This window comes from Streptomyces sp. NPDC002133, assembly GCF_040296405.1.
Classification (GTDB): domain Bacteria; phylum Actinomycetota; class Actinomycetes; order Streptomycetales; family Streptomycetaceae; genus Streptomyces.
In genome coordinates this window covers 51,910-71,984 of record NZ_JBEOXF010000038.1, presented here as the reverse complement: position 1 = coordinate 71,984, position 20,075 = coordinate 51,910, and the positions used below count along the sequence as shown (strand labels likewise).

The 20,075-nt window shown below is 70.6% G+C and carries 19 protein-coding genes and 1 other RNA gene; 4 read left to right on the top strand and 16 right to left on the bottom strand.

Going from position 1 to position 20,075, the window contains the following annotated elements:
* Positions 1-326 precede the first annotated feature (326 nt).
* The 4 genes from ABT078_RS28710 to ABT078_RS28695 all read right to left on the bottom strand — a co-directional run bounded on the left by ABT078_RS28710 (position 327) and on the right by ABT078_RS28695 (position 4,858).
* A complete protein-coding gene (locus ABT078_RS28710) occupies positions 327-2,636 on the bottom strand; it encodes a HelD family protein (RefSeq protein ID WP_351232685.1) in 2,310 nt (769 codons plus the stop codon).
* A gap of 87 nt (positions 2,637-2,723) precedes the next feature.
* The gene (locus tag ABT078_RS28705; protein ID WP_351232683.1) at positions 2,724-3,566 is read right to left on the bottom strand and encodes an anti-sigma factor family protein; all 843 of its coding nucleotides are present in this window, start codon (positions 3,564-3,566) and stop codon (positions 2,724-2,726) included.
* A complete protein-coding gene (locus ABT078_RS28700) occupies positions 3,563-4,150 on the bottom strand; it encodes a sigma-70 family RNA polymerase sigma factor (RefSeq protein WP_351232681.1) in 588 nt (195 codons plus the stop codon). Before ABT078_RS28700 ends, ABT078_RS28705 begins: the two co-directional genes overlap by 4 nt.
* 126 nt (positions 4,151-4,276) lie before the next feature.
* Complete coding sequence (locus tag ABT078_RS28695; protein WP_351232679.1) at positions 4,277-4,858, bottom strand: CGNR zinc finger domain-containing protein; 582 nt, start codon at positions 4,856-4,858, stop codon at positions 4,277-4,279.
* 92 nt (positions 4,859-4,950) lie between these two features.
* On the opposite strand from ABT078_RS28695, the gene ABT078_RS28690 reads away from it, so the two are divergent.
* Positions 4,951-5,190, top strand: a complete 240-nt coding sequence (locus tag ABT078_RS28690) for a hypothetical protein (protein WP_351232677.1) — start codon at positions 4,951-4,953, stop codon at positions 5,188-5,190.
* Complete coding sequence (locus ABT078_RS28685) at positions 5,187-5,582, top strand: type II toxin-antitoxin system VapC family toxin (protein ID WP_351232675.1); 396 nt, start codon at positions 5,187-5,189, stop codon at positions 5,580-5,582. The genes ABT078_RS28690 and ABT078_RS28685 overlap by 4 nt, the downstream gene beginning before the upstream one ends.
* 28 nt (positions 5,583-5,610) lie before the next feature.
* Here ABT078_RS28685 and ABT078_RS28680 read toward each other — a convergent pair whose 3' ends face one another.
* The 6 genes from ABT078_RS28680 to ABT078_RS28655 form a co-directional block, all read right to left on the bottom strand.
* Positions 5,611-6,768, bottom strand: a complete 1,158-nt coding sequence (locus tag ABT078_RS28680) for a uroporphyrinogen-III synthase (RefSeq protein ID WP_351232673.1) — start codon at positions 6,766-6,768, stop codon at positions 5,611-5,613.
* Positions 6,769-6,843: 75 nt separating this feature from the next.
* Positions 6,844-8,205 carry a nitrate/nitrite transporter gene (locus ABT078_RS28675; protein ID WP_351232671.1) on the bottom strand — a complete coding sequence of 454 codons (1,362 nt, stop codon included), beginning with the start codon at positions 8,203-8,205 and terminating at the stop codon, positions 6,844-6,846.
* Positions 8,206-8,314: 109 nt separating this feature from the next.
* Positions 8,315-9,559, bottom strand: coding sequence for an acyltransferase family protein (locus ABT078_RS28670; RefSeq protein ID WP_351232669.1), 1,245 nt, complete (start codon positions 9,557-9,559; stop codon positions 8,315-8,317).
* The gene (locus tag ABT078_RS28665; RefSeq protein ID WP_502981373.1) at positions 9,556-11,679 is read right to left on the bottom strand and encodes a bifunctional polysaccharide deacetylase/glycosyltransferase family 2 protein; all 2,124 of its coding nucleotides are present in this window, start codon (positions 11,677-11,679) and stop codon (positions 9,556-9,558) included. Before ABT078_RS28665 ends, ABT078_RS28670 begins: the two co-directional genes overlap by 4 nt.
* Before the next feature lie 66 nt (positions 11,680-11,745).
* A complete protein-coding gene (locus ABT078_RS28660; RefSeq protein WP_351232665.1) occupies positions 11,746-12,471 on the bottom strand; it encodes a RodZ family helix-turn-helix domain-containing protein in 726 nt (241 codons plus the stop codon).
* Positions 12,472-12,619: 148 nt separating this feature from the next.
* Entirely contained in the window at positions 12,620-13,591 is a 972-nt protein-coding gene (locus ABT078_RS28655) for a LysR family transcriptional regulator (protein WP_351232663.1), read from the bottom strand.
* An 84-nt stretch (positions 13,592-13,675) separates the two neighbouring features.
* Between ABT078_RS28655 and ABT078_RS28650 the strand changes: the two genes are divergently transcribed.
* Positions 13,676-14,926 (top strand): MFS transporter, encoded by a 1,251-nt coding sequence (locus tag ABT078_RS28650; protein ID WP_351232661.1) that lies wholly within the window; start codon positions 13,676-13,678, stop codon positions 14,924-14,926.
* 292 nt (positions 14,927-15,218) lie between these two features.
* Here ABT078_RS28650 and ssrA read toward each other — a convergent pair.
* The 5 genes from ssrA to ftsE form a co-directional block, all read right to left on the bottom strand.
* Positions 15,219-15,588, bottom strand: a transfer-messenger RNA (tmRNA) gene (gene ssrA, locus ABT078_RS28645).
* Between the two features lie 100 nt (positions 15,589-15,688).
* Entirely contained in the window at positions 15,689-16,168 is a 480-nt protein-coding gene (gene smpB / locus ABT078_RS28640) for an SsrA-binding protein SmpB (protein ID WP_351232659.1), read from the bottom strand.
* Between the two features lie 18 nt (positions 16,169-16,186).
* Positions 16,187-17,359: a S41 family peptidase gene (locus ABT078_RS28635; RefSeq protein ID WP_502981371.1), complete on the bottom strand. Its 1,173-nt coding sequence runs from the start codon at positions 17,357-17,359 to the stop codon at positions 16,187-16,189.
* 68 nt (positions 17,360-17,427) lie between these two features.
* Positions 17,428-18,345 carry a permease-like cell division protein FtsX gene (gene ftsX / locus ABT078_RS28630; RefSeq protein WP_351232657.1) on the bottom strand — a complete coding sequence of 306 codons (918 nt, stop codon included), beginning with the start codon at positions 18,343-18,345 and terminating at the stop codon, positions 17,428-17,430.
* Between the two features lie 40 nt (positions 18,346-18,385).
* Positions 18,386-19,075 (bottom strand): cell division ATP-binding protein FtsE, encoded by a 690-nt coding sequence (ftsE, locus tag ABT078_RS28625; protein ID WP_351232655.1) that lies wholly within the window; start codon positions 19,073-19,075, stop codon positions 18,386-18,388.
* Between the two features lie 298 nt (positions 19,076-19,373).
* Here ftsE and ABT078_RS28620 point away from each other — a divergent pair, with 298 nt between their 5' ends.
* Complete coding sequence (locus tag ABT078_RS28620; protein WP_351232653.1) at positions 19,374-19,565, top strand: hypothetical protein; 192 nt, start codon at positions 19,374-19,376, stop codon at positions 19,563-19,565.
* A gap of 108 nt (positions 19,566-19,673) precedes the next feature.
* Here the strand turns inward: ABT078_RS28620 and ABT078_RS28615 are convergent.
* Positions 19,674-20,075, bottom strand: a 402-nt coding sequence (locus tag ABT078_RS28615) for an LPXTG cell wall anchor domain-containing protein (RefSeq protein WP_351232649.1), incomplete at its 5' end; no start/stop codon positions are given.

Sequence of the window (20,075 nt, the reverse complement as noted above, 5' to 3'; positions counted from 1 at the left end):
CCTTTTCCACCATACGAGAAATGGTCGCCAAACAGAAGAGGTCCGTGTCACCCAGGGGGTGGCACGGACCTCTCCTTGCACGTTCTGAGTGACACCGACCCGCCATGCTCGCCTCGCGGCAAGTGGTCCCTCTGAGGGACGAAGGTTGGGCCCGGGGGCTTGGATCGAGCCGGTGTCACAGACAAGGCTAACAAAGAGTCCCGGAAGGTGATTCCCCGCGCGGCGAGTTGACCCCAAACGGCCGCCCCGCCCGCGTCCGTCCGTGGCCCTCACCTGGCCCGGCCCCGCGTTCCGCCAGTCCCTCAGCAGATCCGGGACCCCGTCCGCTAGTCCCTCAGCAGATCCGGGACCCCGTCCGCGTCCGGCTCGTCCGCCTTGGCCGAGACCACCGTGAGCTGCTGCGTCGCCCTGGTCAGGGCCACGTACAGCACCCGCAGCCCGGCCGAGCTCTCGTCCGCGATCTCCGCCGGCGACACGACGACGGTCGCGTCGTACTCCAGGCCCTTCGCTTCCAGCGAACCCAGCGCCACCACCCGGTCACCGAGGTCCGCGAGCCAGCGCGCCGCCTCGGCCCGCCGGTTCATCGCCACCACGACGCCGACCGTGCCGTCGACCCGGTCCAGCAGTCGCCGCGCCTCCTCGCGCACCGTCCGCGCCAGGTCGCCCCGTACGGCGGTGAAGCGCGGCGTGACGCCGGTGGAGCGCACCGCGCGGGGGGACACCATCCCGGGCATCGCCAGGGCCAGCACCCTGGAGGCCAGCTCGGCGATCTCGGAGGGGTTGCGGTAGTTCACGGTCAGCTCGAAGCGGCGGCGCGGGCGGGTGCCCAGGGCCTCGTCGCGGGCCTCTGCGGCCTCGTCCGGGTCCGGCCAGGAGGACTGGGCGGGGTCGCCCACGACCGTCCAGGTCGCGTGGCGGCCGCGGCGGCCGACCATGCGCCACTGCATGGGCGTGAGGTCCTGCGCCTCGTCGACGATGACATGGGCGTACTCGACGCGCTCCGCCGCCAGCCGCTCGGCCCGCTCACGCTGGGTCTCCTCGCGCTGCGGCATCAGCTCCTCGAGCCCGGTGAGCTGGTCGAGCGGGTCGAGTTCGCGCTTCTTCCTCGGACGGGCCGGGGTGCCGAGCAGCGTCTGCAGCTCGTCGAGCATCGCCACGTCGTGCACGGAGATGCCGTCGCGCCTCAGGCTGCGCGCGAGCCGGCGCACTTCGCCGGGGTTGAGGATCCGCCGCGCCCACCGGCCGAGCCGGCGCTCGTCGGCCATCGCGTCGAGGACGCCCCGCGGGGTGAGCTCGGGCCACCAGGCGTCCAGGAACGTGAGGAACGCGTCCTCGGAGGCGACGTCCTCGTCGAAGGACGACCGCAGCTCGGCCGCGAGCTCGGGATCCGTGTGCCGGGTGGCGGCGCCGGACTTCGCGTACAGCGCGTCCAGCAGCAGCCGGCGGGCCCGCGGCCGCAGCAGGTTGACGGGCGTGGTGCCGCCCAGCACGTTGTGGCGGATCCGCTGGAGCTCCTCGCCCTCCAGCTCCAGGCGCCGACCGAAGGCCACGACCCGAAGCCGGTCGGGCGCCTCGCCCCCCGCGGCGGTGGCCGTCGATGACACGTCCAGCGCACCGCGCGCGGCATGGCGCAGCACCTTCAGCATCCGCGAGGAGCCCTTGATCCTGGCGACCGCCGGATCGTCGTACGTCGTCGCCTCGGCGCCCTCGGCCAGGGAGCCGACCGCGCGGATCGCGACCTGCCCCTCCTCGCCCAGCGAGGGCAGCACGCCCTCGGTGTACGCGACGAGGAGCGGGGTCGGCGAGACGACGAGGATGCCGCCCGCGTACCGCCGCCGGTCCTGGTAGAGCAGATATGCGGCGCGGTGCAGCGCCACCGCGGTCTTCCCGGTGCCCGGGCCGCCCTCGACATAGGTCACCGAGGCGGCGGGGGCGCGGATCACCAGGTCCTGCTCGGCCTGGATGGAGGCGACGATGTCCCGCATGGTGTGGGTGCGGGCCTGGCCGAGCGCCGCCATCAGGGCACCGTCGCCGATGACGGGCAGCTCGGCGCCGCCCAGCCGCGCGGTCAGCTCGGGGCGCATCAGGTCGTCCTCGACACCGAGGACCTTGCGGCCCTTGGAGCGGATGACCCGGCGGCGCACCACACGGCCGGGGTCGACCGGGGTGGAGCGGTAGAAGGGTGCGGCGGCCGGGGCGCGCCAGTCGATGACCAGCGGCGCGTAGTCGGAGTCGAGGACGCCGATACGGCCGATGTGGAGGGTCTCCGCGATCTCGGCCGTGTTGTCGTCGCGTACGGCGTCGTCGGCCGGCTCGACCGAGGTGTACGCACCGTCCGGACCCTTCTTGCCGTCCTTGCCGCGCAGCAGGTCGATCCGGCCGAAGAGGAAGTCCTCGTACTCGTTGTTGAGCCGGTTGAGGTGGATCCCCGCCCGGAACACCTGGGCGTCGCGCTCGGCGAGCGCGCCGGGCGTCCCGACCTGGCCGCGCTTGGCGGCGTCGTGCATCAGGAACTCCGCCTCGTGGATCTTCTCCTCGAGACGGCGGTACACCTGGTCCAGATGTTCCTGTTCGACCCCGATCTCACGGTCACGGACCGTGTCGACCGTGGTACCAGCGGCTTCCTGCGCGGCCACCGAGGCCCCCTTCTGACGTGCACTGGGCAGCCGTCAACCGTACGCGAAGGGGGCCGCTCTGTCAGGCGGCGGTGACCGGGAGTCTGCTCAGGCGTCTACCTCCACCAGGCGTTCTCCGTCGAATGTGCGGACCTCGAAGTGATCGATGTCGTTGCGCTCCATGGCCGCGCCGCCGTGCACGTACAGCGGGTTCTTCGCCGACTCGTTCGTGCTGTCCGGGATGCCGTAGCCCCACTTCGGGACGGACCAGGAGGTCACGACCTCCTCCTCGCCGGTCTTGGAGACGGCGACGAGACTGCACTTCAGCGGGCCCCTGACGTTCTTGAGCTCCAGGACCGTGTGCGTGCCCCAGCCCTTCTTCTCCATTCCGACGGTGGCGCTGACCTTGGTGATCGCGTCCGTGGCCTGGACCTTCTCCTCCATGTGGTTGAAGAAGGCGTCCTCGGCGGGACTGGTCGGGTGCGGCCCGGCGACATTGCCTGCCTCGGCGCCGTCGTCGGTGGTGACCACGGCGACCGTCGGGCCGCCGATGATCAGGATCACGGAGGCGGCGATCATGTACATGCTGCGCTTCCGCCTCCGATCGCGCTTGACCGCGACCTCGCCGACCAGCCGGTCCAGCATCTGAGGGCCGGCCGCGGTCGGAATCACCGGCGCCGTCGGCGCGGACCGGCGTGGCGGCTCCATGATCCTGCTGTCGAACGGCAGCACATCCGCCTCACGCGGCGGCGGGAACTGCTGTCCGGGGGATTCCGCGAGCATGGCCAGCATCGGCTCCATGCCCGCGAACTCCTCGAGGTGGGCGGCGCAGATGTCACAGCCCGCCAGATGTGCCTCGAATTCGGTTGCTTCCACATCATCCAGGATGCCGAGGACATATGCCCCGACGGTCTCATGGATCGAACCCTGCTCATCCTGCTGCCTGTTCATGCCGTGACCCCCCTCTCCTCCAGAGCGAGCTTCATGGAACGCAATGCATAGAAAACGCGGGACCGCACGGTCCCGCTGGGTATGCCGAGCTTCTCGGCCGCCTCGTTGACCGTACGCCCCTTGAAGTACGTCTCGACGAGTACTTCCCTGTGCGCCGGGGTCAAATCGTCAAGCGCATCCGAGAGCGTCATCAACCACAACGCCTTGTCGATCTCGTCCTCCGCGGGCATGACCTCCAGCGGCGACGGATCGACCTCCTGCGGCCGGGCCTGCCGGCTGCGGTGACCGTCGATGACGATGCGGCGTGCGACCGTCACCAGCCAGGGTCGGACAGAGCCGGTCGCCCGGTTGAGCTGACCGGCATTCTTCCAGGCACGGATGAGCGTCTCCTGCACCACGTCCTCGGCCCGCTGGCGGTCACCGGCGACGAGACGCAGTACATAGGCGAGGAGCGGTCCCGCATGCTCGTGGTACAGAGCCCGCATCAGCTCCTCGTCGGGGACGGAGGTGCTGGTGCGGGTTGCCTCACTGCGATGCCTGGCCCGTCCTCGACGGTCATCGGCCACGGCGGCATCCTTGCGCACCTGGAACCTCCTGGTCGAGCCCTAGTCCGACTGCTTGTCCTCCTTCACTACGCGGGCGGGCGGGATTCTTCTCAACGGAGGCCGGAAATTTTTCGCGGGTTGGCGCCGGTGGCCGTCAGGACCGGGTCAGGCGCCTGCCACGGAGGTCGTTCTGCGACGGTGGCGGGCCACCCGCTCCCGGTTTCCGCACACCTCGCTGGAGCACCAGCGGCGGCGGCCTCCGCGGGACGTGTCGACGTACACGCGGCGGCAGTTGTCGCCCTCGCAGCGGCGCAGCCGGGCGCGGGCGACGGGGTCGGTGAGCAGCTCCAGGGCGTCGCGCGCGACGGCGGCGAGCAGCGCGGCGCACTCGGGGCGGGCGAGCGGGGCGCGGACGAGGGCGCCGTCGTCGCCGCGTACGGCTCTGAGGGCGGGCGGTGCCGCGTCGGCGGCGAACGCGTTGAGGCGGGCGAGCGTCTCGTCGTCGGACCCGCCGTCGATCTGAGCGTGGACCAGACGCGCCACGCAGTCCCGGAGTTCGGTGAACGGCGGGATCCAGTGCGCGGTCACGGCCTCCAGCGGTGTCCCCGGAGGCAGCAGCCCGTCGGTCAGCAACCGGCGCGCGAGCCGCTCGGGACCGTCCGGCCCCGCCGCCGCGAGATCCATCGCCACGAGATCCAGACAGACGCGCCCGGAATCGAACCGCCACTCGTACGAGACGATGCCCATGGGTTCAGGGTGCCCGCGGCGGCACGCCACCGGAACCCCTGCGGCGGAGGCGGCAAGTTGCCCGCAGGGCGGTACGCATGCATAATGCATGCATGGTGGCACTGCAGATTCGTGATGTACCCGACGAAGTCCGCGACATACTGGCCGACCGCGCCCAGCAGCTGGGGCAGTCTCTTCAGGCCTACCTCCTGTCACTCGTCACGGCCGAGGCGGAGCGGGCGAACAACCTCGCCCTGCTGCGTTCGTTCGAAGACCGGACCGACGGAGCCGACAGTTCCATGGACGAGACCGTGGCGGCGATCGAATCAGCACGGGCGGAGCGCACACGGTGATCGTCGTCGACGCTTCCGTCCTCACCGAGGCACTGACCGGTGACGGCACGGCGGGTAAGGCCGCCCGCACCCGGCTCATGCGGGACAACCACTGGGCGGCGCCGGAGCACCTCGTCGTCGAGACCTTCCACGCGATCCGTGGACGGCTGCTCGGCGGAAGGATCACCCCCGCGCGTGCCGACGCTGCGGTGGCCGCCTTGACCCGTGTCGCGCTCGAGACTGTCGATGTGCAGCGGCTACTGCCCCGCATGTGGGAGCTCCGACAGAACGTCTCCGGCTACGACGCCGCGTACATCGCCGCAGCCGAGACGTTCGCCTGCCCCCTGGTCACCGGGGACGCCCGGCTGAGCCGCTGCAACGCTGCTCGATGCGCCGTCGAGGTCATCGCCTGACCCTGGCGCAAAGGCACCCGGAACCGCGCTACGCGTCCGCGTACTTCTCGTCCGCCGCCGGGTCCAGCGCCAGCCTGTAGCCGCGCTTCACCACCGTCTGGATGAGGTTCGGCGCGCCAAGTGCCGTACGGAGCCTGGCCATCGCCGTCTCCACGGCGTGCTCGTCGCGGCCCGCGCCCGGGAGTGCGCGGAGCAGGTCGGCGCGGGAGACGACCCACCCGGGGCGGCGGGCCAGGGTGTTGAGGAGCGACATCCCGGCGGGCGGGACCGGGCGGAGCTCGTCGTCGACCAGCACCGCATGACCACGGATCTCCACGCGGCGGCCGGCGAGCGGCAGGGTCCGGGCGCGCGACGGGAGTTCGACGCAGAGGAGCTGGACGAGCGGGCCCAGCCGGAAGCGCTCCGGCTGGACCGTGTCCAGGCCGCGCGCCTGGAGCGGCAGCGCGGTGACGGGCCCGACGCACGCCGGGAGGACGTCGTGCGCGAGGGCGTCCAGCAGCTGCGGGAGCAGCCCGCGCTCCTCGGCGCGGGAGAACAGCGACGCCGCCGCCGGTGCGCTGGTGAAGGTCAGCGCGTCCAGCGACCGCGCCACGGCGGCGTCGAGGAGACGGTCCAGCGGAGCCACGTCCTCCGGCGGCATCCACCGGTACACCGGGACGACGACGACATCCGCGCCCCCTGCACGCAGCGCCTCCACGAAGCCCGGCAGCGGCTCCCCGTGCAGCTGCAGGGCGACCCGCCGCCCGTCTACTCCCTCCTCGAGAAGCCGGTCGAGCACCTCGGCCATCGACTCGGATGTCGGCGACCACTCCTCGGTCAGCCCGGCCGCCCGGATCGCGCCCTTCACCTTCGGTCCGCGCGCGAGGAGTTCGACGCCGCGCAGACAGGCGAGGAGCTCCTCGCCGCATCCCCAGCCGTCCGCCGCCTCCACCCAGCCACGGAAGCCGATCGCGGTGGTGGCGACCACGACGTCCGGGGCGTGGGCGATGAGTTCCTTGGTCGCGGCGAGGAGTTCCCCGTCGTCCGCGACCGGCACGATCCGCAGCGCGGGGGCGTGCTGCACGGCGGCGCCGCGGCGCTGCAGCAGCGCGCCCAGCTCGTCGGCGCGGCGGGCCGCGGTGACCCCGACGGTGAAGCCTGCGAGGGGCCCCACGGCGGGAATGGCGTCGCGCTGTTGGTGGTACATGCCGACCGAGCCTGGCAAGGCTGCGTGACAGGCCCGGTTCGGCTGCGTTTCCCCGTCGTTACGAGGCACTCGTTCTCACACCTCGGCGTAGCTGAGCTGCGGCTTCGCCTCGGCGGTCGCCGCCGGCGCGGGCGCGGACGCCGGCCGGCGAAGGTATACCGCCCAGGTGACCAGGAAGCACACCCCGTAGCAGGCGAGGAAGACGACGAACGCGCCCGTGCCCGTACCCGCCGTCTGGAACGACTGCCGGAAGGCGAGGTTGATGCCGAGCCCGCCCAGCGCGCCGACCGCGCCGATCAGCCCCATCGACGCACCGGACAGCCTGCGCCCGTACGCCTCCGCCACCTCGCCGGTCATGCCCTTGGCCAGCGCCTTGGTCCGGAAGATGCCGGGAATCATCTTGTACGTGGAGCCGTTGCCCAGCCCGCTGAGGATGAACAGGGAGATGAAGCCCACGAGGAACACCGGCAGCGACTCGGCCACGGACGCGTAGACCACGACACCGGTCGCCGCGGCCATCCCCGCGAACGTCCACAGCGTGATCCTGGCCCCGCCGAAGCGGTCCGCGAGCGATCCGCCGACCGGCCTGATGAGCGAGCCGAGCAGCGGCCCGATGAAGGTGAGCGACGCCGCCTGCAGCGGAGTGCGCCCGAACTGGGTCTGCAGCACGAGACCGAAGGCGAAGCTGTAGCCGATGAAGGACCCGAACGTCCCGATGTAGAGGAACGACATGATCCAGGTGTGCGGGTCGCGCACGGCCTCCTTGGCCGCGCCGGTGTCGTTCTTCACGGGCGCGAGGTTGTCCATGAACAGTGCGGCGCACAGCGCGGCGATCGCGATCAGCGGGATGTAGACCCCGAGCACGATCCTCGGGTGCGCGGCGCCCGCCGTACCGATCACCAGCAGCCCGACGAGCTGCACCACCGGGACACCTATGTTGCCACCGCCCGCGTTGAGCCCGAGCGCCCAGCCCTTCTTCCGCAGCGGGTAGAAGGAGTTGATGTTGGTCATGGAGGAGGCGAAGTTGCCGCCGCCGACGCCGGTGAGCGCCGCGACGGCCAGGAACGTCCCGTACGACGTCCCGGGCTCCATCACCACATACGCCGCCCCGGTCGGCAGCAGCAGCATCAGCGCGCTGAAGACGGTCCAGTTCCGCCCGCCGAAGCGCGCCACCGCGAAGGTGTAGGGCACCCGGATGACGGCCCCGACCAGGGTCGCGGTCGCGATGAGGAAGAACTTGCCGGCCGGGTCGACCCCGTACTCCGGTCCCATGAACAGGACCATCACCGACCACAGGGTCCAGATCGAGAACCCGATGTGCTCGGAGAGCACGGAGAAGACCAGATTCCGCCTGGCGATCCGCTCGCCCTTCTCCTTCCAGAAGACCTCGTCCTCCGGGTCCCACTGCTCGATCCACCTGCCGCTGCTGCCGGCCATGGCGCGCCTCCACACATCCGTGTCGGGTAGTGGAGCCGACGCTAGGGACGACGGGTTTCAGCCCCGTGCCGTGAGGTGACCGATGTGGAAACCTGCTCTCACCCGGGGCTCAGGCCTGGTGTGAGCGCCTCCTCGTGCGGGGTGCGCCGTTCGGCCAGAGGCGGGGCCGGCGCTTGGCGGCGACGTCCTCCAGCCAGCCCACGGAAATGATCATCAGACCGATCAGCGGCCAGACGACGATCAGCATCAGGACGGTGTACGTGCTCTCCAGATAGCCCGAGTAGGTCGGCCAGACGCCCGGGATCTTCCAGAGCAGGTCGATGATCGGGATCGTCGCCATGATCAGCAGGTTGTGCCAGAGGTAGATCGTCACGGCGCGGTTGTTGGACAGGGTCACCAGGCTGTCGAGATGGGCGAGCTTCCCCGGGAGCTGTTGCCAGGACGGGGAGTACGTCAGCAGGATCACGCAGAAGCCGAACGACCAGGTGGCCTGGGCGAGCGGAATGTCGTTGAGGTCCCAGCCGTCGGCGCCCAGATGCCCCGATGCCCACCACAGGCCGAAGGCCATGATCAGCGCGGCCACGGACACGGCCATGTAGCGCGGAACCTTCTCGAACAACCCCTCCTGGTGGGCGAAGCCGAGTACCCAGCAGGAGCCGTAGGTGGCGAAGTCGGTGATCGCAAGGCCCGTCTCGCCGGGAATCCTGACCAGTCCGGAGCCGACGACCGCAGTGAGCGCGAGCGGTGCGAGCAGCGTCGCCCACGGCACCCTGCGGAACGCCCACAGCAGCAGCGGCGAGGCGATCACGAACCACAGATACGCGCGGATGTACCAGAGCGGGCCCGCGGCCTGGACCGCCCAGGTGTCCTCGAGCAGCCCTGCCTTGTCACCGCTGTGCCAGGGGTACGGCGGCGCGCCGACCGGGACGATGTACCAGGCCAGCTTGACGAACCACCAGATCCCCTCCTCCTTCACCGGCTTCCAGCCGAAGTAGAAGATCACGGGCACGACGAACGCCGAGAACGCCCACATCGGCGGCAGCAACCGCCGGACACGCCCCCGGATGACGCCCCACGCGGGCCGTGCCAGCGAGCGTGCCATCAGCGAACCGGCGAGCGCGAACATCACGCCCATGGAGGGGAACAGCACCGTCAGCCAGGCCCAGCCGAAGATGTGGTAGACGACCACACGAACCAGGGCGATGGAGCGCAGCAGGTCGAGATAGCGGTCCCGGCCCGGCCGCTTCGGAGCGGCGGCCGCCGGGGCCGACGGTGCCGCCGGCGGGGTCGCGTCGGCCCTGTGCCGGGCCCTGGCCTGAGGCACGCCGCCCATGTCGAGCGAACGGCTGGTCATGCGACGGGCCTCCGGTCCTCACTGCGCTGCCGCTGGCTCGGAATCGAGCCCGGCGCCTCCACCACTCCCGTGCGGCGGAGCTTCTGCCAGCGAAGCCGGCCGCCCGTGAGTGCGGTGATCCAGGACTGCAGCAGCACCACGTACATGAGCTGCCGGTAGAGGATCTGCTGGAGGGGCAGCGAGATCAGATGCACCATGCGTTCCTTGTCCAGCCGGAACGCGTATGCGGCGCAGACGGCCTGCACGGCGAGGACGCCGAGCCAGGCGGCGACGGTCTTCTGCGTGGGGCCGAAGACCAGTCCGTACAGCAGGAAGACATCGATGAGCGGGGCGAGGAGCGGGAAGAGCACCATGAAGAGCGAGACCAGCGGCAGTCCGACCCGGCCGAAGCGGCCGGACGGGCCGCGCTCGACGAGGGCGCGGCGGTGCTTCCAGATCGCCTGCATCGTGCCGTACGACCAGCGGTAGCGCTGGGACCACAGCTGCTGGACGGACTCCGGGGCCTCGGTCCAGGCGCGCGCACGTTCGGCGTAGACGACGCGCCAGCCGTCGCGGTGCATCGCCATGGTGATGTCGGTGTCCTCGGCGAGGGTGTCCTCGCTCATGCCGCCGACCCGGTCCAGGGCGTCGCGGCGGAATGCGCCGACCGCGCCCGGGATGGTGGGCATGCACCGGAGCATGTCGTACATCCGGCGGTCCAGGTTGAAGCCCATCACGTACTCGATGTGCTGCCAGGCGCCGATGAGGGAGTCGCGGTTGCCGACCTTGGCGTTGCCCGCGACCGCGCCGACGCGTGGGTCGCCGAAGGGCTGCACCAGCTCACGGACGGTGGACGGCTCGAAGACCGTGTCGCCGTCCATCATCACGATGATGTCGTGGCGGGCGTTGCGGATGCCGTTGTTGAGGGCCTCGGGCTTCCCGGAGTTGACCTGGCGGATCACCCGGACGTTGGGCAGCCACATGTCGTCGACGATGTCCGCGGTGCCGTCCGACGAGCCGTCGTCGATGACGATGACCTCGATCGGATGGTCGCTGGCCATCAGCGAGCGCACCGTGTTCTCGATGCACTCCTTCTCGTTGTACGCGGGCACGAGCACGGTCACCGGTTCGGTGACCGCCGGACCCCAGTGGAAGCGGCGGCTGCGCACCTTGCGGGCGTGTCCGAAGGAGAGCAGCAGCATCAGCCCGAAGCGGGCGATGACGAGCACACCGATGGCGGCGAGGCCTACGGTCAGCGCGGAGGTCGTCTTCTCCGAGACGGCGACGGCGCCCACCCACGCCTTGCCCTTCCACAACTCCGGTCCGGTGACCTGCGTGTGGGCGCTGGGGGCGCCGAGGGCCTCGGTGAGATTGGCGAATGCGTAGCCCCGCTGCTGCATGGCGGGCAGGAAGCGGTCCAGTGCGGCCACCGTCTGCGAGCGGTCACCGCCGGAGTCGTGCATCAGCACGATGGAGCCCTTGGTGCCCTTCGGGGTGGCGCGCTTGATGATCGCGTCGACGCCGGGGCGCTTCCAGTCCTCGCTGTCCGTGTCGTTGAACGCGGTGATGTAGCCGCGGCTGCCGATGTACTGGGTGACCGGCCAGGACTTGTTGTCCAGGGCGTCCGAGAACGACGAGTACGGCGGCCGGAACAGGGACGTCCTGATACCGGCGGCGCCGGCGATCGCCAGCTGGTTCTGCGACAGCTCCCAGTCGATACGGCCCTGCGTCTGGTAGGCCAGGTCGGGGTGGTTGAAGGTGTGCAGCCCGATCTCGTGGCCCTCCGCGACCATCCGCTCCACCAGATCGGGGTGGCGGGAGGCCATGGTGCCGGTCACGAAGAAGACGGCGTGCGCGTCGAACTCCTTCAGCTTGTCGAGGACCTTCGGCGTCCACACCGGGTCGGGGCCGTCGTCGAAGGTCAGCACCAGCGTCCTGTCGGGGACGCTGAGCGCCTTCGGCTCGCCCGGGGTGCGGGCGTCGATGACCGGGCCGCCCTTGAGGATGTTCTCGGGGACCATGTCGCTCGGGGCCGGGGGCCGCACGCGGTGGTCGGCGAGGATCTCGCTGTGCACGTACCCGCGCAGCATCAGCATCGCGAGCAGTGCGACGAGGAAGAGCGAGGGCAGCAGATAGCGCATGGGCAGCCTGCGGCGTACGGCCTGTCTGCCGCGCCGCCGAGGGGCCCGCCCACTGGGGGTCGTCATTTACCGTGCGCCTTCCACGGCCTGCTGGCCGCCATCGCCCACCGGCGGTTCGGTGGGTTCTTCCGTCGGTGCTGTCTCGGTGTCCGTGGGAGTGGGCGTCGGCGGCGGGGGCTCCTGCCCGCCGGTGCCGCCGGCCGGCGGCGTGGACACCGTGGGACCCGGGTCCGGCAGGCCGCCACCGGTGGTGCCACCGCCGGTGACGTCGCCGCCGGGGGCGCCGTCGGTGGGCTCGGTGGTGGTGCCCGGGTCGGCCGAGGCGCTCGGATCCCCGCTGGTGCGCGGGCTGCCGGTGGTGCCGGGCTGCTGCGGGACCGTGGAGCCGGTGGACGCGGGGGCGCCGGGCGTGCCTCCGGGCACTGCCGGATCGACGGCCGGGTCCGTGGGGCCGGGCTGCTCCTCGACCTCGCTGGTCGCCTTCTCCTTCGCGGGGCCGGGTATCAGCAGCCAGGGCGCCTTCGAGTTGCCGCCCATGAGGGCAACGACGACGGTGATGGCGTAGCAGGCGCAGGCAATGGCCAGAACCCATCCGAGACGCCGGAACTTCTTGCTGCGCCGACCGCTCTCGTCGACGAACACCGGACCGTCGGAACCCTCCTCCGGATTCGGCCCGCCCGGCAGCTCGGAGAGCTGACGTCCCAGCCCGTCGAGCTGCACGGTGACGTCGTTGGGCTCATGGGTATGCCCGAAACGGGCATCTTCTCGCCAATTTTCCACTGCTGTACGCACATCCCCCACTGAACGGAGAGCGGGTGCGCACGCGACGAGACCGGGTACCTGTCGTTGGACACGGGCCCCCACCCTGTCCAAGCGCCCCCTACCACATTGCACCCGGAGGATGAATGTAGCGCACGCCGGTGACGGTTGGGGCGCTGTGTCAGGTGTTGTCCGGCATGAGAGACCGGTCGGCCTCCGGAAGCCAGGAGCCGGGAGGCACTTCCAGCCATCGCTCCCCCGCGGTGAGCGCCGCCGCGGCCGCCCGGAGGGCGTCGAGGCCGGGATGCTTCAGGCCGCGCCGCCACACCAGCGACACGGGCGACAGCGGTACGGGGTCCACCAGAGGGCGTACGACCATGCCCGGTATCTCGAGGAACTCCGTGCTCGCCAGGACCGACCAGCCCCGCTTGCGCACCACCCGGACGAACTCCTCCTGGCCGTTGATCTCCGGGAAGGGGGCGGCCATGGCGATGCCGCGGCCCGCGAACAGCCGGGCGGCCAGATCGGTCCATTCCGCGGTGGCCGTGTTGCCGGCCCCCGCGTAGAGGGTCTCGCCCGCCAGGGCGTCCAGCGGCACTTCCGTCAGCGGTGCGAGCGGGTGGTCGTCCCGCAGCAGCACGGCCATCCGCTCGTACCGCACGGGCTGGTGTGCCAGATCCGCGCGCAGCGCCGGGTCGAGCCCGGCGATCCTGCCGAAGGAGACGTCGAGCCGCCCGGCGAGGAGCTCGGCGGCCGCGCCGGTCAGGCCGCTGAGGTAGCGGGCGACGAACTCCGGCTCGGTGGCGGCTCGTCGGGTCTCGGTCAGGACCCGGTGGCCGGTGCCCACGGGGGCGCCGATGTCGACGAGCAGCGGCCGGTCCGTGTCCGCGAAGGCGGCGGTCAGCTCGTCGTGCGCGTCAAGGATCCGGCGGGCGTACGGGAGAAGCCGCTCGCCGTCCGTGGTGAGCGTCACATGCCGGGTGGTCCGAACGAAGAGCTCGGCGTCCAACTCCCGCTCCAGTCGCCGGATGTCCCGGCTCAGCGCCTGCTGAGCGACGAACAGCCGGGCGGCGGCCCGGGTGAAGTGCAGCTCGGCGGCGACGGCGACGAAGGCACGCAACAGCCGGGGCTCGATGTCCTGGGCCTGGGGCATGCCGCCGAATTTACAACAGGGGTGCGTCAATGGGCTCTGAACAGGTGTTGGACCGCTGAGGGCTCCGACGGCGAGCCTTGATCCATGCCGCAGACGACTTCACCCCGGACGGCCACCACCGGCGGAACCCTGGTTCTGGCGCCCGGCTGCCAGGAGCCCGGCCCCTCGTGCCCGCAGGGCCCGTACGCCCGCCTCTTCCGCACTCCCGGAGCCCGAGCCTTCACGGCCGGCAATCTCATCGCCCGGCTCCCCATGGGGATGTTCAGCGTGAGCGCCGTGTTCATGATCGCGGGGGCGCGCGGCTCGTACGCGCTCGCCGGGGCGGTGACGGCGACGGGTCTTGCCGCCACCGCCGTCGTCGCCCCGTGGACGGCCCGGCTCGTGGACCGGTACGGCCAGGCCCGTGTGGCCGTCCCCGCCACCGTGCTCGCCGTGCTCGGCTCGCTCGCGCTGCTGCTGTGCGTGCGGTACGACGCACCCGCCTGGACGCTGTTCGCCGCATACGCCGCGACCGCGACCACGCCCAACACGGGCGGGATGTCCCGGGCCCGCTGGTCGTATCTCCTCAAGGGGGACCCCGGTGCCCTCCATACGGCGAACTCCTTCGAGCAGGCCGCCGACGAGCTGTGCTTCATGCTCGGCCCGGTGCTCGCGGCCCTGCTCTGCTCGGCACTGTTCCCCGAGGCCGGCACGCTGGTCGGGGCGGTTCTGCTGCTCACGGGCGTGCTGGTGTTCGCGGCCCAGCGCGCCACCGAGCCGCCGGTCGCCCCTCGGGTCCCGGCGGGCTCACCCCTCCGTACGCCCGGTATGGCCCCGATGCTCGCGGTCTTCCTCGCGACCGGTGCGGTCTTCGGCTCGATGGAGGTCGTCACGATCGCGTTCGCGGACGGCCCGGCGGCGGGCCCGGTGCTGGCCCTGCAGGCCGCAGGCTCGTGCCTGGCGGGGCTGGCGTACGGCAGGGCGCGCCGCAGGGCCGGGCTGCGGTCGTGTCTCGCCGCGATGACGGCCCTGATGGCCCTGCCGCTGCTGGCGGCGGCCGCGACCGGCTCGTTGCTCGCTGTGGCGGGTGCGCTGCTGGTGGCGGGCATGGCGACGGCGCCGACGATGGTCACCGGGATGGGCCTGATCCAGCGGCTCACTCCCGAGGGTCGGTTGAACGAGGGCATGACCCTGGCCGTCACCGCGCTGCTCGGCGGCATCGCGGCCGGTTCGGCGACGGGCGGCTGGGTGGTGGAGCACGCGGGCGCGGTGTGGGGCTACGGGATCCCGGTCTCGGCGGCCGCGGTGGCCCTGCTCACGGCCGCCGCGACGAACCGGCGGCTCGGCCCTGCCTGAGCGGCGGCATCGGCAGCGGCACGGAGCAGGCCGTCGCACCCGCGCCGGCCCCGCCCTCGCAGGTGTTCGGCGGCTGCGTGCCCGGCCGCGGCCGGACCGCTTCTCGGCTCCGGCGGGAAACCCGGGCAGCGTGGCCGGCCCATGCCGAGCCGGCCGTGCGTCACGGGCGGTGTACGTGTACATGTACGGCATGACATACGTGTACGGCATGACAAAGGCCCGGCTGCCGTAGCGGCCGGGCCTTGCCCACATGGGATGACGGGGTCGGTGGGGGGCATGCCCCCCACCTGTCCAGTGGAGATGGCGGGAATCGAACCCGCGTCCAACGGTGCAGAATCAGGGCTTCTCCGTGTGCAGTCCGCTGCGCTTTTCTCAGCCCCGGAGATCACGCGGACAAGTCTCCGACGGGCTCAGTCACTGTTTGATTTCCCTCCAGGCCCCGTGACCGGGTCTAGAGGTTTAGTTCCCTAGCTGATGCCAGGATCCGGGTCGGGAACAGCCCCGGGCTGACACTTCGCAAGTCGCTACTTAGGCAGCGAGGGCGAAGGAATCGCGCTTGGTATTGGCGATTATTGGTTGCGACATATGGTTTACGAGATCATTGCCGCTTCCTCGACACGCTTCCCCTGCTTCGACATCCGCTGTCGAAACCGATCATCCCCATGTTCTTTTTTCAAAGGTGCCCCCTCTGGGAGGGCAGGTGCCATCGTACGTGACCAACGCACGCGCGTGCCAGCCTATTCCCCCGGGAGCGGTGCCGGCTCAGGCCCGCTGACGCCGCCGCGCCGCGGACATCGCCCGGTCCGCCTCGCGCCGGTCCTGCTTCTCGCGCAGGGTCTGCCGCTTGTCGTACTCCTTCTTGCCCTTGGCGAGCGCGATCTCGACCTTGGCCCGGCCGTCCTTGAAGTACAGGGCGAGGGGCACGATCGTGTGGCCCGTCTCCTGGGACTTGGACTCCAGCTTGTCGATCTCCTCCCGGTGCATGAGGAGCTTCCGCTTGCGCCGGGCGCTGTGGTTGGTCCACGTGCCCTGGCTGTACTCCGGCACGTGCACGTTGTGCAGCCACGCCTCGTGGTCGTCGATCTGGACGAACCCGTCCACCAGCGAGGCCCGGCCCTGACGCAGCGACTTGACCTCGGTACCCATCAGCACGAGACCGCACTCGTAGGTGTCGAGGATGTGGTAGTCGTGCCGCGCCTTCTTGTTCTGCGCGATCAGCTTGCGCCCTTTTTCCTTTGCCATAGTGCGCTCATTTTCGCACTACGAGCGGGTGCCGAGGCCACTCAATACTGTCTGGGCCCGCTCCTCGGCCTGCTCGCTGACCACGAGGTCCGGGGTGATGCCCTTGCCTTCGAGGTCACGGCCCGCAGGAGTGCGGTAGTGACCGACGGTGAGCTCGGCGACGGACCCGTCGGGCAGCCGCTCCGGCATCTGCACGGACCCCTTGCCGAAGGTGCGCGCACCCACGGTGATCGCGCGGCCGCGGTCCTGGAGCGCTCCCGCGACCAGCTCGGCCGCGCTCATCGTGCCGCCGTCGACGAGGGCGACGACGGGCCTGTCCGTGTCCCCGCCGGGGCCCGCGTCGAGGACCTTCTGCTCGCCGTGCACGTCGTACGTCGCGACGAGGCCGCCGTCCAGGAAGGCGGAGGCGGCGGTGACGGCCTCGGAGACCAGGCCGCCGCTGTTGCCCCGCAGGTCGAGCAGGACGCCGGCGCCCGCGGGGGCGTCCCGGACGGCTTCCCGGACGCGCTTGCCCGTGCCCTTGGTGAAGGCCGCCACCTTGATCATCACGGCGCCGCCTTCGAGCTGCTGGACGGTGACGGCCTCGGTGTCGAGCCGGGCCCTGCGGAGCGTCTCCGTCCAGGTGTGCTCGCCGCGCTGGAGACCGAGGACGACGGACGAGCCGACCGCGCCGCCCACGGCGTCCCCGCGCAGGAGGGCGACGACCTCGCTGACGGGGCGGCCGTCTATCGGCTTCCCGTCGATCGCGCGGAGCTGGTCGCCGGTCCGGATCCCGGCCCGCTCGGCGGGGCCGCCGCGCTGCACCCGGGCGACCTCGACCCGGCCGTCGGCGCCGCGCCTGGCCCACAGTCCGACGCCGGTGTACGCACCGTCGAGCGCACGCTCGAACTCCTCGTACTCCCCCTTGTCGTACACCGCGCCCCAGCGGTCGCCGCTGCGGCTGACGACCTCCTCGGCCGCGTCGGCCCCGGACTTGCCGTCCGCCATGGCATCGGCGGCGGCGCGGGCGACCTCGTCGGGATCGACGGTCGCCGCGGCGGCGTGGGCGGCGGGCAGCGAGGGCGGCTTCGCATCGCCGTGGGGCAGCAGACCGGTGGCGGACGCGGTGGCGAGGACGCTCGCGAAAAGCAATGTCAGGGCCGCCCCGCGGCGGTATCCACGGGGCATCCAGGGTGATTCGGGGCCCAACATGGCGCCCACTCTAAGACAAGCGAAGGGCGCCGTACGGCGGTTGGCCGCACGGCGCCCAGGGGCGCTTGTCACACCTTGAGGTACTTGCGCAGCGCGATGAAAGCGGCCACAGCGGGCATCAGCAGCCCGATCGCGAGCACCAGCGGAAGCTTGGTGATCACGGCGTCCCAGCCGATGAAGTTGACCAACTGCATCTTCTCGGACAGCGCGAGGCCGTTGTCGATCAGGAAGTACCGCCCGACGAGCAGCAGAACGCAGGCGACCGCGCCGCCCAGCAGCCCCGCGAAGGCGGCCTCCATGATGAACGGCATCTGGATGTAGAAGCTGGACGCGCCGACGAGCCGCATGATCCCGGTCTCACGCCTGCGGCTGAACGCCGACACACGCACGGTGTTGACGATCAGCATCAACGCGATGACCAGCATCAGGCCCATGACGAACAGCGCGGCCACGTTCATGCCGTTCATCAGGTCGAAGAGGTTCTGCAGAATGTTGCGCTGGTCCTGGACGGACTGCACACCGTCCCGGCCGGCGAAGGCGGTCGCCACCACCTGGTACTTCTCCGGGTCCTTGAGCTTGACCCGGAACGACTCCTGCATCTGGTCCGGGGTGATGGTCGCGGCGATCGGGGTGTCGCCGTACTGGTCCCGGTAGTGCTTGTAGGCCTGGTCGGCCGACTCGTGGTGGACCTGGTCCACGACGTTCATCTCGCCGAGATCGGCCTTGATCTCTTCCTTCTGCTGGGCGGTGACCGCGCCCTTGGAGCACTTCTCGTCGGACTCCGCGTCGTTCTTGTTGCAGAGGAAGATGGAGACGTTGACCTTGTCGTACCAGAAGTCCTTCATCGTGCTGACCTGCTCACGCATGAGCAGCGCACCGCCGAAGAGGGCGAGCGACAGGGCCACGGAGACGATGACCGCGAAGGTCATCGTGAGATTGCGACGGAGACCGACGCCGATCTCCGAAAGTACGAACTGGGCGCGCATGGCGAGTCCTTCAGCCTTTCCGTCTTGTCGCTCTACGTGCTCAGTGCTGGTAGCCGTAGACGCCGCGCGCCTGGTCTCGTACGAGACGGCCCTGCTCGAGCTCGATGACGCGCTTGCGCATCTGGTCGACGATGTTCTGGTCGTGGGTCGCCATCACCACTGTGGTGCCGGTCCTGTTGATCCGGTCCAGCAGCTTCATGATGCCGACGGAGGTCTGGGGGTCGAGGTTGCCGGTCGGCTCGTCGGCGATCAGCAGCATCGGGCGGTTGACGAACGCACGGGCGATCGCGACGCGCTGCTGCTCACCACCGGAGAGTTCACCGGGCATCCGGTCCTCCTTGCCGCCGAGCCCGACGAGGTCGAGGACCTGGGGCACGGCCTTGCGGATCTCACCGCGCGGCTTGCCGATGACCTCCTGGGCGAAGGCCACGTTCTCCGCCACGGTCTTGTTCGGCAGCAGGCGGAAGTCCTGGAAGACGGTGCCGAGCTGCCGGCGCATGTGCGGCACCTTCCAGTTCGACAGGCGCGCGAGGTCCTTGCCCAGGACGTGCACCATGCCGTGGCTGGCGCGCTCCTCGCGCAGGATCAGCCGCAGGAAGGTCGACTTGCCGGAACCGGACGAGCCCACGAGGAAGACGAACTCCCCCTTCTCGATCTCCAGGGAGACTTCGCGCAGGGCGGGGCGGTTCTGCTTGGGATAGCTCTTCGAGACGTTGTCGAATCGGATCACGGGTGCACCACGGTCGGCCGGGAGTAGGTGTGCGTGACCTTACGCGAAGGGAGAACGCCCGCGCAGTCGCCGCCCGGAGTTGCGGCATTTGTCCGACCAGGGAAACCCAAGAGGACGCCCGGGAAGCGCTACCTAACGGGAGTAATCCGACGGGGCGCGCCGAAACGCGCGCGAGCTGGCACAGTGGTAGGGGGAACGGATGCGTTTCCCTGAGCGTTGAGCGGAGAAGACACGCTGAGGAACGCCGCGAGAACACGTCTCGGGCCGGCGACTCCGCCGCGCGGGAGGAGGAGAGCGCATGACCTACGACCGACTGGTGTGCGCCAACTGCGCGGCGCCCGTCACCGAGGGCCGATGCCCCGTCTGCCGCGCCAATCGTGAGCGCCTGCAGCAGGAGGGCCCCCTGGCGGGCCTGAGCCCCGCCGCACTTCTGACGCTGCTCGTGGTCCTGGTGGCCGCGGTGGCGTTGCTGGCCCACCAGACCGTGTAGGTCTGTGCAGGTCCCTGCGGCCTTCGCGAGGACGCCGCACAAGAACGCACGAAGGCCCGGAGCGCCGACAGGCGCCCCGGGCCTTTTTTACGTTATGTGAGATCCGCGTCACACAGCGGCGCGGCCGCCGCCGACCAGGCGGGGCAGCATCCGGAAGCCGATGCCACCGGCGATCATCGTCGCGGCGCCGACCAGCAGGAACGTGGTCTCGGCGGCGCCGGTCTCCGCCAGCTCCTCCTTGGCCTCACCCTGCTCGACCGGCTGGGAGCCGGCGTTGTCGGTGTCGGTGTTGTCGGCGCACTCGGCACCGTCCAGGTCCACGGTGCAGGTCCCGGCGCCACCGTCAGTGCCGGCGCCACCGTCGGTGCCGGTGGAGCCGCCGGTGGCGGTGGAGCCACCGTTGTCGCCGCCGCCGTTGCCGTTACCGCCGGAGTTGCCGTTACCACCCGAGTTGCCGTTACCGCCGGAGTTGCCGTTACCGCCGTTCGTCGGGTCACCGGCCGCCGCACC